Raw genomic sequence first — 15,012 nt, 5'->3', positions numbered from 1 at the left:
AATCCTCAGGTATCTGCGGTGTTTATGAGTAAATTATACTTGTGTTAAGGATTTGTTACGATGGTTTATTCTGAATTGGATTGGTTTTAACCTACAGTATTAAACCTTGCTCTGAGCTAATGGTCTAAAAGTTCCAACTCTAAGCACAACATACTATGACTTTCTCAAGCAAACAAATTCAAGCGGGATTGGAGGAATACAAAGGTGAATGGAGTACTCCACAGATTACTCATCTGCTCAAGAGAGTAATGTTTGGCGCCAAACCTGCCGATGTTAATTATTTCAAAACCAAAACTTTAAGTCAGTCCGTCGAAGAATTATTAAAACCTCAATTGTACCCAGAGCCTCCGCTCAACTATTACAATACTGCCGATTATACAGACCCAACGGGTATTGCACTTGGTGCTACTTGGGCATTTGCAGCGTATGGAGACGGAACACTCAATAGCAAACGTAGGAATAGCTACAAAGCGTGGTGGCTACAACAAATGTTTTATCAAGGGCGAAGTATTCATGAGAAAATGATTTTGTTTTGGCATAATCATTTCTCAACCGAAGCAGATACTGTAAGTGATGCCCGCTATTTATACAAACATCATTCTCTGTTACGAAAATTTGCTTTGGGTAATTTCAAGACCTTCGTTCGGGAAATGTCCATCGATCCTGCTATGCTGGTGTATTTGAATGGTAATAAAAATACCAAAACTGCCCCAGACGAAAACTATGGACGTGAGCTACAAGAGCTTTTTACCATGGGCAAAGGCGCTGGCTCAAAGTACACAGAAGACGATGTAAAAGCAGCATCACGGGTTTTGACAGGCTACGTAGTAAATGCCCAAGCCATTGATTATAGCTTTACCCCAAACAGACACGATACAAGCGACAAAACCTTTTCTTCCTATTACAACAACACTGTCATAAAAGGAAAATCAGGTACTGATGGTATGTTAGAACTAGAGGAATTAGTTGATATGCTTTTTCTGAAAGAAGAATTGAGTAAGTTTATTTGTAGAAAAATTTATCAATTCTTTGTCCATTATGATTTGAATGAAACAATTGAGAAAAATATTATAACGCCGCTCGCCGAAATATTCAGAAAAAACAATTTCGAAATTAGCCCTGTCCTTTCTACCCTCTTTAAAAGTCAGTTTTTTTATGATGCACAGCTTTATGGAGCGGTCATCAAGTCTCCACTAGATTTAATCATTGGAAACCTTCGTGAATTTGAGGTGATATTCCCAAATCCTATAACAGAATTTGTCGATGTTTATATGCTTTTTGTGGAAGTCGTTCGTCAGGGCACCATCATGCAACAAAGTATTGGAGACCCACCCAATGTAGCAGGATGGGCAGCGTATTACCAACAACCGATATTTTATGAAGCGTGGATAACCTCTGATACCTATCCCAAAAGAGTACAATATACTGATACGATGCTTGCTAATGGGATAACTCGCAATGGCAAAAAGATACAGATTGATGCCATTGCTTTTGCCAAAAATTTACCTAAACCCAACGACCCCAATTTGTTGATTACAGATTCCATTGCCTTATTATACAAAGTGCCCGTTTCAGCAGAAAAAATAGAACAGCTCAAAAGAGACATACTGCTTTCAGGGCAGTTGAGTGACTATTATTGGACCGAAATCTGGGATACAATGCTGGTAAGACCACAAGATACAATGACGCTAGTGAAGAGTAAATTACAATCTCTTTACCAGTACTTATTGTCATTACCAGAGTATCAATTAACCTAGTTATGAGTGATGAATTGTGAGTTGTGAATTAGTAGTGTTCGAAGGATTTCTAACTATTTCAGATTTGGGATTTCTGATTTCGGAAATATAGAAATATACTTTTATTTTTCACAAAATACAGAAGCTTATACTTCCAATATCCAACATCCGAAAGAATCAGTTTTTATAATCCTTCGTACACTAGGTGAATTGTAAGTGAAATATTTTACTCTAATTCATTTTGCCCACTAATTTGATTTCTGTATTTCTTCTATCTAAAATCTCTTTTTATGAAACGTAGAGAATTTGTCCAGCAATCTGTAGCAGGATTCTTAATGCCAGCATTACTCAGTGGTTTTTCGGTAAAAGCCTTGGGAAATGTTGCCAAAAATCAAAGTGGTGACGAAAATACCCTTGTGGTTATCCAGCTCAATGGAGGTAACGACGGTTTAAATACAGTTATCCCTATCGATAAATATGGGCTTTACAAAAATGCCCGCTCAAACATCGCCATTCCAGAAGGAGCATTATTGAAAGTATCACAAAATGCCAATATTGGTCTACACCCTTCTATGGCAGGAGGCCTGCACAACCTATTTATGGAAGGCAAAGCCAATATTATACAAAGTGTAGGCTATCCCAATCCCAACTTCTCCCACTTTAGAGCCACTGATATTTGGAATTCCGCCACGGATTCTAATCAGTATGTGTACAATGGCTGGCTTGGAAGATATTTGACCTTGCAGCATCCTACCTATCCCAATAATTATCCTAATGTTCAATTTCCTGACCCCTTAGCCATCCAAATTGGCTCTACGGTGAGCACTGCTTTGCAAGGACCCGTTTCGTCTATGGGTATGGCTATTACCAACCCGAGCAGTTTCTATAATTTGGTACAAAATAAGGTAGAAGATGCCCCAGATACATTGGCAGGTAAAGAGCTTAGTTTTTTAAGAGAAGTAGCTAATCAAACAAATCTGTATGCCAGTTCAATTCGGGGAGCCGCAGGCAAAGCTAAAAATTTGGTTACCTACCCTAATACCAATTTGGCAGGACAACTAAAAATCGTCGCAAACCTTATTGGCGGAGGACTCAAAACGAAGGTGTATTTTGTCAATCTGGGAGGCTTTGATACGCACAGTAATCAGGTCAATACGACCGATACCACCACAGGAACGCACGCCAATCTTTGGAAACAAATCTCGGATGCCATCAAAGCCTTTACCGATGATTTGAAAGCCATGGGCGTATCCAATAGAGTTGTAGGAATGACCTATTCAGAATTTGGACGTAGGATTAAATCAAATGCCAGTGGCGGAACCGACCACGGAGCAGCCGCCCCCTTATTTATGTTTGGAGATATGGTAAATCCTGTTGTATTGGGTACAACGCCCGATATTGCAGCTTCAGTCCAAACAGGTGACAATGTACTCATGCAATATGATTTTCGTTCGGTATATAGTTCTATTCTCGAACAGTTTTTATGTATGAATGCCAGTTGGAAAGACGATGTTTTGTTTAAAGATACCTTTCAGTCTTTACCACTGATTCGACCGCAAGCCTGCGGGCTTACTCCTGTCGTTGATTTAGAATCTTCGGGGGAATACATCTATAATTATCCCAATCCATTCCAGCAAAGTACGATTTTGGTATATACTTCAAGAGGAGGATATAACCTTATTCAAATCTTTGATAACGTCGGACGACTTATGAGCACTCCTGTGGATGGAATGTATCCTGAAGGTACTTATGATATGCCTGTAGATACCTCAAAATGGAAAAATGGTGTCTATTATGCTCGTTTTCAAAATGACTCGTACCAGCAGATTCGAAAACTGATGAAGCATGGGTAAATGATATAAAAGGAGTTTTACATGAGTCATCACTAATTGAGTAATGACTTTTAATCTACATTTTACTAGTAGAGACGTAATGCTTTGCGTCTGAAGAGGTGTCATGTTGAAATAAAGTATCAAAAAAGGCGTTCGAAATGAATTTTTCGAACGCCTTTTTTGATAAACAGTTGAAATACCAAAATTCATGAGAACTCATGATTTTTCTAGAGTTTTAGCACTCCATTTCTGATATCTGAGAACGATTATTTGGTTTGTTCCTGTTAGAGGAATCATCGGACTGTTGCTCCAAAGTGCTTGATTTGATGAATTTTTCTGTAAATTCATTTTTGAATATTTTTCAAATCTTACATTAAAGCTCATGAAATTCATCGACTTAAGTCATACTATCGAAGATGGTACTGTTACCTATAAAGGACTTCCTGCACCCAAAATTTGTGATTTCTGGACAAGAGAAGAATCTAAAAATTGGTACGACGAGGATACCTCATTTCAAATCGGGAAAATTGAAATGGTCTCAAATACTGGAACTTATATAGATACCCCTTTCCACAGATATGAAGATGGAAAAGATTTATCAGAAATATTAATAGAAAGAACTGCACTTCTAGATGCTATTTTAATTTCTGTTCCTTATCAAAAATCCAAGAAAATTGATATTGATTCTTTTAAAGGATTTAACCTCAAAAATAAAGCAGTGTTGGTGCGCACTGGTTGGGATGAGCTTTGGGAACAAGAAGCATATTATTCAGAAAATCCCTTTTTAACGGCAGAGGCTGCACAATACTTGGTTGAGCAGGGGGTTATTTTGGTAGGGATAGACTCTTACAATATTGATGATGTATCTGGTAAAACTAGACCTGTTCATACGATTTTACTGAAAAATGAAATTTTGATTGTTGAACACTTATGCAATCTGAATCAAATTCCTGATGGGACCGCAATTAAATTTTGTGCTACACCTCCCAAAGTCAAAGGAATGGGGACTTTTCCTGTGAGGGCTTATGTAGTAATTGAATAAGGTGTCATTTGTAAGTCTGTGTAGTAGTTTTTGAAAATTCGATAATGGAAAAATTGATTAAAAACCCGAAAGCCATAACACCAATAGTGGTATTTGCCCAGTTTTCGGGAACCTCACTTTGGTTTGCTGTCAATGCTATACTGAAAGATATTCAACCTTTGTTTCCACAAAACAGTCATTTTCTTGGCAATATGACTTCGGCAGTACAGTTAGGTTTTGTTTGCGGCACTTTATGTTATGCTTTGTTAGCGATAAGTGATAGATTTTCGCCCAAATGGGTATTTGTTATTTCAGCTATACTTGGTGCAATACTCAATTTAAGTACGCTCAAAAGCATGGGGAATATGCCTTTTTTGTTAGGTATAAGATTTGGGGTAGGTTTTTTTCTGGCAGGCGTGTATCCTGTAGGTATGAAAATAATGAGCGATTGGCATCAAAAAGGACTAGGCAAAGCACTAGGATATTTGGTTGGAGCACTCGTATTAGGGACTTCTTTTGGGCACTTTTTAGCAGCAATACAATGGCATTTTAATTGGCAAAATATCATTGTTGCCTCCTCCCTATTGTCATGTTGTGGAGCATTATTAATAGCAATTGGAATCACTGACGGACCATACCGTCAAAAAACAGGAAATTTTAGTCCCAAAGCCATCTTTGAGGCATTTACAAATCCAGATTTCAAACAGTATGCTTGGGGGTATTTTGGGCACATGTTTGAGCTTTATACCTTTTGGGCTTTTGTTCCAGCCATTTTACAACATTATCAATCCATACATCATCTCCAATTTTCTATTTCAGCTTGGTCATTTTTGATAATTGGTATGGGAATTTTGGGCTGTATTTGCACCGCTGAACTCTCCCAAAAAAACTTCACAAGCCGTCAACTAGCGTATTTCTTCCTAATCATTTCTGGAATTTGCTGCTTAATAAGCCCTTTCATTTGGCATTTACCTTTTGAATTATTTATGGGTTTGCTACTAATTTGGGGATTTAGTGTTGTGGCAGACTCTCCTCAATTTTCGACCTTAATTTCACAAAATGCACAACCAAGCTATCGCGCTTCAGCCATTACAATAGTTAATAGTATTGGTTTTGCTATCACTGTTTTAAGTATCATGCTTTTACAAAACCTACAGGGTTTAATTATGACTGAATGGCTTTTTTTCCCGCTTTCACTCGGAATGTGCATAGGTTTAATTACCATAAAGCGATGATATAAGCCTATCAAAAAATCGGGAATTGCTTTATGTAATATTGCTGCTGAATCAATTTGATCAGCTCTCTTTCGTTTGGCACAGACAGCTTTCTATAAATATTACGTTTATGAGTATTTACAGTATGTACGCTAAGAAATAGCTTTTCTGCTATCGTTTGGCTAGAAAAACCTTGCATAACCAATGTAATTATTTCGACTTCTCGCTCTGATACATTATTTTGTTTAAGAAGTGTTTTTTGATTGATAAACGTATCTAAAAAAGGTTTCTCTCCAATTTCTAAAATTAAAGAATTTAGCTCTGAAAGAAGCTCATTCAGACCATGCTCCAGTTTAAACACTCTCTTGAGATTCGGTATTTCTGGTGAAATTTGTTTCAAATTTTCATTTGAAACATTCAAAATAAAAAGGGTTGGTTTTATATCTAAGACCAACAACTCATTAAAATACGCTGCTATTTGATTAAAAGAATGCTGGCTATCAATCAAGATTACATCAGGATTTAGGTTTTGGATATACTCTCTAGATGTTTGTTGAATAGATAACAATTGAATAGATAAAATACTTGGATTGAGTCCCAGTATTACTTTTAGTCCATCTGCAAGGAGTTGGTGTTCATGTACGATTAGCAAGTTCATAAATTTTAGTACACAATGTTTGTGCTATAGTTTATATGTGGTAACTACAAAGTAAGAATATGTTTATGTAAATGTTTGTTTGTTTTTATTTTACGGAGTGTTGTTATGACAATCGAAGATTATCGTACTTTATTGACGTGTTTTATGAATAAAAAAACACTTAAATGGTATTAAATAAGTTAGGGAGCCAATTTTACCTGCTATAAGCTTTATGCCATAAGCTAAATGTTAAAAAGTATTTCTCAGGAAATAAATGAAGCTTGTTTGCCTACGGCTTACGGCCTAATGCGTATTAATGCAATTTTATCTTGCATTAATAATTAAGTTAGTAGGCAAAATAAAATTTAAGATTGGGCTTTGGGCTTTCAGGTAACGGCTTTCGGCGGTGGGCTTTGGAAAAAGCATGGCTGTGGTTATTAAAAAACATTTTAACACTCTGTGCCTTGTGCCTGTTGCCTAGTGCCTAAACACATAACTTAAATATAATCCTGCACGATTACTTAATACTTCTTTGAAAAACATTAATTTAGGTATAGAGTAACTATCTAAAACAATCTTGCTAAAAGCTATAACTATGAATCAATTGATTGACTATTTTTCGACTATTCCTTCATCTCACCGCTCAATAATTTTGGTGGGAGGTATAACTTTTTTCTGGTTAATTGAATCCTCAATGCCATTATTCAGCTTTTCCTATCACAAATGGCGACACGCTGGTGTAAATATTTTTTTCACCATCACAACCATTATAGTAAATTTTTTCCTAGCTTTTATTCTACTTCAAGCATCTGACTGGGCTGTTGCCAACCATTTTGGTATCATTAATTGGCTTCCAAAAATGCCTTCATGGATATATGCCATTCTTGGTTTATTAATATTAGATTTGATTGGGGCGTGGTTTGTTCATTGGCTTGAACATAAGGTAAAATGGATGTGGAAATTCCACATTATCCATCACAGCGATATGCAGGTAGATACCACTACTGCCAATCGGCACCACCCAGGCGAGAGTGCCTTTAGATTTGTTTTTACAACTATCGCAGTTGTTATGACAGGCGCACCTATGTGGATAGTAATGATGTATCAGTCTATTTCGGTTATGCTATCACAATTCAATCATGCCAATATTAGTCTTCCAACTAGGCTAAATAAAGTTTTAAGCTGGTTCATTGTTACGCCTGATATGCACCATGTTCATCATCATTATGTACAACCCTATACAGATTCTAACTATGGAAATATTTTTTCCGTTTGGGATCGCCTATTTGGTACATTTTCATTTAAAAATCCTAATGACATTGTTTATGGAGTCGATACCCAAATGGATACAACCAAAAATGAATCTATTGCTTCTCTGCTCAAAATGCCCTTCGAATGATTTGTACATAGATTGAAATTCTAATGTGTTTGGACTAATTTTGTAAGAACATTCCTAACCATAATCGCCATGTTTCTTGATGATATTAGTTTTCAAACACTTTCTTTCTTACTGGTTTTTGCTTTTTCAGCAGGATTTATTGATTCGATTGTTGGAGGTGGCGGAATGATTCAACTACCAGCATTATTGATATTTTTACCACAATTTTCTATTCCAACTATCATTGGAACACATAAATTAGCCTCTGTATCAGGCACTTTGGTCGCAGCTTTTCAGTATATCAAGCAAGTAAAAGTAGATTGGAAGGTGATGTTTCCAGCTGTTTTGACTACTGGTATCTTTGCTCTTATGGGTGCACGCTTGGTAAGTACACTTAATAAAGAAACTCTTCGCCCAATTATTCTTGTTTTACTAATTTTGGTATTGATATATACTTTGATAAAAAAAGATTTGGGAACTCATCATACTCCCAAATATCATGGAAAAGTCTTTTTCTGGGGAGTTATGCTCACTGGAGCAATTTTAGGATTTTATGATGGATTTTTTGGTCCGGGTATGGGAAGCTTTTTAGTATTTACCTTTGTATCAATATTTTATCTCGACTTTCTACATGCTTCAGCTTATGCCAAAATTATGAACTGTGCTTCTAATATTCCTGCAATAATTTATTTTATGTCTTCGGGAGATGTGTTGTATAAAGTCGCTATACCATTAGCCATTGCTAATATTATAGGCTCGATTATAGGAACAAAATTAGCACTCAAGAAAGGAAGTGCTTTCGTAAGAATTTTCTTTGTTGTAGTGGTAATAGGCGTAATTTTACGCTTTGGTTATGATATATTTTTAAAATAAAAAACAGCAAGCTGACATACCTCAACTTGCTGTTTTTTATTTTACATAATCAGGCTTGATAAATTTATCAAATATTAGCAAATGCTTCTTGAATTCGTTTTATGCCTTCTTCTAAAGTGGCTCTGGTACAGCCAAAATTTACTCTAAAGAATCCTTGACCCTTAAAAACAGGTCCATCGACTACCCGAATACCATGTTTGAGTAAATGTTCTGCTAGATTTTCAATACCAGTTTCTCTAGCATCTATCCACGCCAAATATGTAGCCTCCAACTTATTCATTTTTAGCCCAGGTATAGCATTTATGGCTGTATGTAAAATATCATGATTTGTTTTGAGATATTTTACAAGTTCTTTACGCCATGGCTCACAATCCTTGTAGGCCGCATAAGCAGCACGAATCCCAAAGCGATTAAGTTCAGGAAATACACCTGCTTTAGCCAAAACAAATTTATCTCTTAATGCTTTGTTAGGAATTATAGCAACTGAACAACCCAAACCTGCAATATTGAAAGTTTTGCTCGGTGCCATCAAAGTAATCGTTATTTGAGCTGCTTCATCACTCAAACTTGCTGTAGGTATATGGCGAAGATTTTCATCTAAAATTAAATCACAATGAATCTCATCAGAACAGATTACCACACCATGTCTCTGGCAAATCTCTACAAGTTTGGTGAGCTCTGCTGAAGTAAATACTGTTCCTCCTGGGTTATAAGGATTACAAAGCATGAATACCTTTGTTTTTGGAGTCATTGCTTTTTCGATAGCTTCAAAATCCATGACCCAACGTTCGCCTTCGAGTAGTAATGGAACTGTTACTAATTGACGATCTGCCCAAGTTGGCGCCAAATGAAATGGACCATAAACGGGAATTGTTGTCATTACTTCGTCACCCGACTGCCCAACAGCCTTATAACTAGTGGTAATCCCAGGTACTAAACCAGGAATCCAAACTTGCCATTCTTCTTGAATATCCCAATCGTACAAGTCTTTCATACGCTGAGTAAACAATGCTTTTAACTCTTTTGGCACAAAAGAATAACCCATCACCCCATGTTCAGCCACCTCAAGCATAGCCTTAATGATAGGCTCAGGACAACGAAAATCCATGTCTGCAACAGGCATTGGAATTACATTTTCGGGGTCATTATTAAAATCCCATTTAGTAGAATCTGTATTGTGTCGGTTGATGATTTCGTCAAAATTAAACATAATAGTCTATGGATTGTTAAGTATTAGTGGGCAAAATTAAAATAATTTTACCCGCTTTAAGCTCTGGGCTTTATGCCGTACGCTAAAAGTCAAAAAGTGTTTTTAATGACACTATGAACACAATTTTGCCTAACGCCTACAGCTTATTGCCTAAAACGCATCAACATTAGTGATTCATCTCTAATGCTTTTCGCTTCTTAATGAGCAACAAAGATAAAAAACTGGTTTAGACTATCTTGATTTTATTTTGAAAACCCTTCAATCTCAGCATTAGAAGTTGTTTTTTTCTTGGGAGAAAATAAAAATGAAAGCAAAGTGGCAAAACCCATAATACAGGTAATAATTAGGAAAGCTAACTGATATGAGTGAGTTTTGTCAAAAATAAATCCTGTAAAAATTGGTCCACAAAATGCTCCTGCGGACTCAAACATGTTGATAGTTCCATTGATTTTTCCTGCCGACTTCAGACCAAATGTTCTTATCGTTAATACATTATACATCGAATAAATCCCTCCCCAACTCAAAGCCATTCCTGCGGTAGACCAGTAAACAAGATTTTTTTCCATAGTCGTAAAGCCCAGCACCGAGATAGTCATGAGAGTACAACAAAGTGTAAATATTCGATAGGTATTAAAATAATCGGATACCGACGTAATAAGTAGCTTCCCCCCAAAGGCAACCCCAAAATATAACGTTAAGGCAAAAGTGGCATCTTGTGCTGTAAAGCCTAAATCAGTTATATGTAAAAACAAATTGGCGACGACGCCCAATAAACCATAAAAAGTGAGAAATCCACAAAGACATATCAACCAAAAAGTAGGCGTTTGTAAAGCTTGCTCAAAGCTCAAGCCTTCGGCGAGAGGTTCAGATAAATTATTTTTCGAATGACGTGGTTCATCGGTACTACCAAACGCCTCGAGATTAAGCTCAGAAGGTGAACTTTTGACAAATAGGAAAATAAATACAAATAAAATAATAGGAAAAATAGCCAAATGTTGAAAAGTACTTCGCCAGCCCCATAGCTCCAACCAATGATGAATCAAATTTGGAAATACAAAACTACCTAAACTTGTACCTGCTAGGGTAATCCCAAGAGCCAAGCCTTTGTGTTTATAAAACCAACTAGAAACCAGAATAATAGCCGAAACAGAGCCTGAAAGTGTGTAGGCAACACCAAACAAAAAGTGAAGAAAGTAGGCTTCAAACTTCGTATGAATCAAACTATAAGAGTATAAAGCAATACTTAAAATCAAACTTCCAATCAGTAATAGTCTTCTTACACGAAATTTATCTATCAATAATCCTGAAAAAAAAATCAAAGCAAAAGCTGTTGCATTGGGTATTGAATCTCTCAATTTTAGCTCCGAGCGAGACCATTGAAATTCATCCAACAATACCCTATCGAATACTGAAATTGTAGTTGATGTCAGACCATTGATTACTACTAAAATCAGTAAACCTGAAAAGCAAATGAGAAAAGGGTAATATCGTTGAATCCACCAATGCTGTAAAAGATGTTTCATAGGTACAAATTGAGCATATTGAAATTTATTGTATATACATTAAATACAAAAAATGATAACTTCAAGTTCCTTAAATACCAATTGCTCGATTTATTTAACACAGAACTCACAAAATCTTGAGAATCGGATATATTTTCTTAGTTTTGCATAAAACTACCCTACTTATTTTGAGCACTTCTATCTGTTTGTTGTTATTAAAAATACAAATATCGTGTTCGTATTGGTTTGGGAGCTGTTTGCTACGTTTGATAAAATACTTCTATCAACCTTAGGCTCTTGAAATCTAACCTGACTAAGCCGTTGTAAGTAGTGCATCACAGACTCCATTAAGTACTAGTTTATGATTAAATCTAAAATTGCCTTAACTGCTACTATTTTCTTTACAGTGATTGGTTCTGCTTATTCGCAGTACCTCAATAACTCTTTCAATAAAGCTCCCGATAATTGGTTTAATTTAGATTTTCAGCAAGATGGCGTATTAGGAATAAGTACAGAGCGTGCTTACCGTGAAGTTCTCTATAAAAAGAAATCTAAAACGGTTGTGGTAGCCATTATCGATTCTGGAGTAGATATTAATCATGAAGATTTAAAGGATAATATTTGGGTAAATCCCAACGAAATTCCAAACAATGGCATAGACGACGATAACAATGGCTATGTAGACGACACCAATGGTTGGGACTTTTTAGGAAATGCAAAAGGGCAAGACCTTGAGCGCGAAAACATGGAGCTTACTCGAGAGTATGTACGTTTGAAAGCGAAATATGGTAGTTTTAGAGATAGAGATATCAACGGACTTTCTGCCAAACAAAAATCGGAGTATGATACTTATAAAAAAGTTAAAGTCAAATACGACGATAAAATCAAAGAGCTTAATGAGCAAGGTTCTTTTGTCATAAAACTTTACAACAAATTTGTGGAAGCCAAAAAAATAATTTTGGATTACACTGCTTCCGACCAAGTTGGAAACGCCGAACTTACACGAATTGGAGTAACTGCACCCGAAGAGGTCAAAGCCGCCAAAAGAATGTATGAAGTACTAGCCAAAGTAGGTCAGGACGAAGCATCGTTGAAAGAAGGTTATGATTATTATGATGCACAAATGAAGTACGGTATCAACATGAATTATAATGCACGTCAAGAAATTATTGGCGACGATGTAAATAATATTGTTGATAGAAGCTATGGAAACAACGAGGTAAAAGGTCCAGACGCTCGTCATGGCACACATGTGGCAGGAATAATCGCGGCTAACCGTCGCAACTCATTAGGTATTTTGGGTGTGGCAAATGACGTCAGATTGATGATTTTGCGTGCCATACCTGAAGGAGATGAACGAGATAAAGACGTTGCAAATGCCATACGTTATGCCGTTGATAATGGTGCTAAAATCATTAATATGAGTTTTGGTAAGCCTTTTTCGCCTCAAAAAATGGCTGTAGACGAAGCCGTTCGTTATGCCGAATCAAAGGATGTATTGTTGATTCATGCAGCAGGAAACGAAAATGAGAATATAGATATAAATGATAATTTCCCATCAAAAAGATATTTGGACGGAAAAATAGCAGAAAACTGGATTGAAGTCGGAGCTACTAGTTGGCTTCAGCCACCAAGCGCTATTGCCGAGTTTTCGAATTATGGAGGCAAAACAGTAGATGTTTTTGCTCCAGGTGTGGATTTAAAATCAACCGTAGTAGGCTCTAAATATGAAGATTTGAGCGGAACAAGTATGGCTGCCCCTGTTGTAACAGGATTAGCGGCTATGATTAAGGCTTATTACCCAGAGCTTTCTGCGAAACAAATCAAAAAAGTAATTTTGCAATCAGCAACAAAAATGCCTCACACTAAGGTAACTCAGCCTGGTACAGGAGACCTCGTTGAATTTAGTAAACTATCCATTACAGGTGGGGTTGTAAATGCTTATAATGCTATCCGTATGCTAGAAGATGGGCATCAACCATAGTGTAGATATTGTAAAAAACACGATTTTTGATTGATAAAAGGATATTCATTGGAGTTTTTTCGAATAATATCGTAAATTCCCATTAAAAGTTTTAATTTTTAGGAAACGGACTATTCGTGCAGAAAGGAAAAAATCATGTCGATTGTAAGTAATAATATCAAATATCTTCGCAGACTCAATGGTCTTACTCAAGAGCAATTTGCTCGCCGAATAGGGATTAAGCGCTCGTTGCTAGGAGCTTATGAGGAAGCTCGTGCCAATCCAAATTTGGAAAATCTCAAAATGATTGCACAAGTATTTGGTACATCGGTTGATGCACTCATCAAAACTGATATTCGTAAGATTAGAGACACGCCTGGTATTGCAGGTATGTCGTCGGGCGGAGTAAATCCCTATAAGACGACTGTTTCTCCGATTGACCCTGAGCCAAGTTCAATTGGGACGCTTATTGCCAACACTTTTCCTACAAGTACCTCCTCGGTCAATCCTATTCAGAGTTTTTACCAAGGTAGTCCAACTATAGCGCCAATCGAGCCTCAGACTACTATTCCTGCATTGCCAATCCAGAAGGTAGTAGAGAAATATTATCGTAATGAAAATCAAGTAAATTTGGTTTCGCAAAGAGTTGTTCCTAAAAAATACCATTCGGTTGACCCTGATAGACAAATAGTTAATTCAAATACAACGTCTGTCTCAAGTTCTCGTCTAAATGCAGCTCCTGAACCATCCAAAACACCAATTGTAGCTGGAGCTATAAGATATGTAACCAAACAGGCGGCAAAAGAATATGCTGGAAACTGCCAGCGAGCAGATTTTGTTGCGGCATTACCCAGTATGACTCTACCAAATATTACTTCAAACAATTGTCGTGCATTTGAGTCAGGAGATGATTTTGTTCTTGATAATTCAATTATTGTAGGTAATCAAATCAAAGATTGGTCAGATATCAAAGATGGGCAACATTATGTCATTGTATCGTCACAATATGGCATTCTTTACCGCAGAGTTTACAGTCAGGCAAAAATTAAAGGTACATTGTTGCTAAGCTCAGACAAAACTAATATTTCGAGCAAAGAAGTAAGCCTAAAAGATATTCAGGAAATATGGGGATGTTTGGCTTTTGTAAGTTATCAAATGCCCGAACCACAACCATCATTGGAGCGCATTAAGGATTTGGTTGATGATTTGAAAACGGAATTAGGAAGAATTTAATACAAAGTAAGGATATAAAGAATTATTTATAGCTTGAGCTCCACCAAATTGGTGGAGCTTTTTTTATATTATTGTAAGTATTTTTAACTTTGAAGCTGTTTAAACTTTCGTAAAATTACTTGCGTGAGCAATGAATTTATACTGTTTGAGCGAAGCGAGGTGGTACGCCACTCCGATTATAAATTCTTGATTTTTTTGTGGCCGCCGCTGCGGTTACTTTTTGTATTAAGGCGGGAACGCCTAGTTGGGAACGCCTAGTTGGGAACGCCTAGTTAAAAAGTAAAGCGAAGAATTAATAAACTTTATCACGGTTTATTATTTATTGTTCTGAAAGTAACTCTAAGATTATGTAATCCAACAGCAATATCCATGATTCGATCTAGGATTTGACTGGTTCTTAGGCGTATTTTCTC

Annotated in this window: 11 protein-coding genes; 8 read left to right on the top strand and 3 right to left on the bottom strand. The window is 36.6% G+C overall.

The features are described from left to right. Positions 1-155: 155 nt before the first annotated feature. From QM491_RS21645 to QM491_RS21630, 4 genes are all read left to right on the top strand, one after another. On the top strand, positions 156-1,757 hold the full coding sequence (locus QM491_RS21645; protein ID WP_283329619.1) for a DUF1800 domain-containing protein: 1,602 nt from the start codon (positions 156-158) through the stop codon (positions 1,755-1,757). A 269-nt stretch (positions 1,758-2,026) separates the two neighbouring features. After that, positions 2,027-3,589 (top strand): DUF1501 domain-containing protein, encoded by a 1,563-nt coding sequence (locus tag QM491_RS21640; protein ID WP_283329618.1) that lies wholly within the window; start codon positions 2,027-2,029, stop codon positions 3,587-3,589. Between the two features lie 361 nt (positions 3,590-3,950). Then, the gene (locus QM491_RS21635) at positions 3,951-4,610 is read left to right on the top strand and encodes a cyclase family protein (RefSeq protein ID WP_283329617.1); all 660 of its coding nucleotides are present in this window, start codon (positions 3,951-3,953) and stop codon (positions 4,608-4,610) included. A 44-nt stretch (positions 4,611-4,654) separates the two neighbouring features. Beyond that, the gene (locus tag QM491_RS21630; RefSeq protein WP_283329616.1) at positions 4,655-5,824 is read left to right on the top strand and encodes an MFS transporter; all 1,170 of its coding nucleotides are present in this window, start codon (positions 4,655-4,657) and stop codon (positions 5,822-5,824) included. A gap of 10 nt (positions 5,825-5,834) precedes the next feature. On the opposite strand, the gene QM491_RS21625 is transcribed toward QM491_RS21630, so the two are convergent. Continuing rightward, a complete protein-coding gene (locus QM491_RS21625) occupies positions 5,835-6,461 on the bottom strand; it encodes a response regulator transcription factor (protein ID WP_283329615.1) in 627 nt (208 codons plus the stop codon). A 574-nt stretch (positions 6,462-7,035) separates the two neighbouring features. Here QM491_RS21625 and QM491_RS21620 point away from each other — a divergent pair. Further along, positions 7,036-7,839 carry a sterol desaturase family protein gene (locus QM491_RS21620; RefSeq protein WP_283329614.1) on the top strand — a complete coding sequence of 268 codons (804 nt, stop codon included), beginning with the start codon at positions 7,036-7,038 and terminating at the stop codon, positions 7,837-7,839. Positions 7,840-7,908: 69 nt separating this feature from the next. After that, on the top strand, positions 7,909-8,691 hold the full coding sequence (locus QM491_RS21615; RefSeq protein WP_283329613.1) for a sulfite exporter TauE/SafE family protein: 783 nt from the start codon (positions 7,909-7,911) through the stop codon (positions 8,689-8,691). A gap of 67 nt (positions 8,692-8,758) precedes the next feature. On the opposite strand, the gene QM491_RS21610 is transcribed toward QM491_RS21615, so the two are convergent. Both QM491_RS21610 and QM491_RS21605 read right to left on the bottom strand, forming a co-directional pair. After that, positions 8,759-9,901: a MalY/PatB family protein gene (locus QM491_RS21610; protein WP_283329612.1), complete on the bottom strand. Its 1,143-nt coding sequence runs from the start codon at positions 9,899-9,901 to the stop codon at positions 8,759-8,761. A gap of 242 nt (positions 9,902-10,143) precedes the next feature. Further along, positions 10,144-11,424 carry an MFS transporter gene (locus QM491_RS21605; protein WP_283329611.1) on the bottom strand — a complete coding sequence of 427 codons (1,281 nt, stop codon included), beginning with the start codon at positions 11,422-11,424 and terminating at the stop codon, positions 10,144-10,146. A 340-nt stretch (positions 11,425-11,764) separates the two neighbouring features. On the opposite strand from QM491_RS21605, the gene QM491_RS21600 reads away from it, so the two are divergent. Together QM491_RS21600 and QM491_RS21595 are read left to right on the top strand one after the other, a co-directional pair. Continuing rightward, the gene (locus QM491_RS21600) at positions 11,765-13,387 is read left to right on the top strand and encodes a S8 family peptidase (protein ID WP_283329610.1); all 1,623 of its coding nucleotides are present in this window, start codon (positions 11,765-11,767) and stop codon (positions 13,385-13,387) included. Positions 13,388-13,522: 135 nt separating this feature from the next. Next, the gene (locus QM491_RS21595; RefSeq protein ID WP_283329609.1) at positions 13,523-14,599 is read left to right on the top strand and encodes a helix-turn-helix domain-containing protein; all 1,077 of its coding nucleotides are present in this window, start codon (positions 13,523-13,525) and stop codon (positions 14,597-14,599) included. Positions 14,600-15,012: the final 413 nt, after the last annotated feature.

The sequence above is a fragment of the Flectobacillus longus genome, from assembly GCF_030056705.1.
In the GTDB taxonomy this organism is placed as follows: domain Bacteria; phylum Bacteroidota; class Bacteroidia; order Cytophagales; family Spirosomataceae; genus Flectobacillus; species Flectobacillus longus.
The sequence above is the reverse complement of the archived record's forward strand: the minus strand, read 5'-3'. Positions and strand labels throughout refer to the sequence as shown.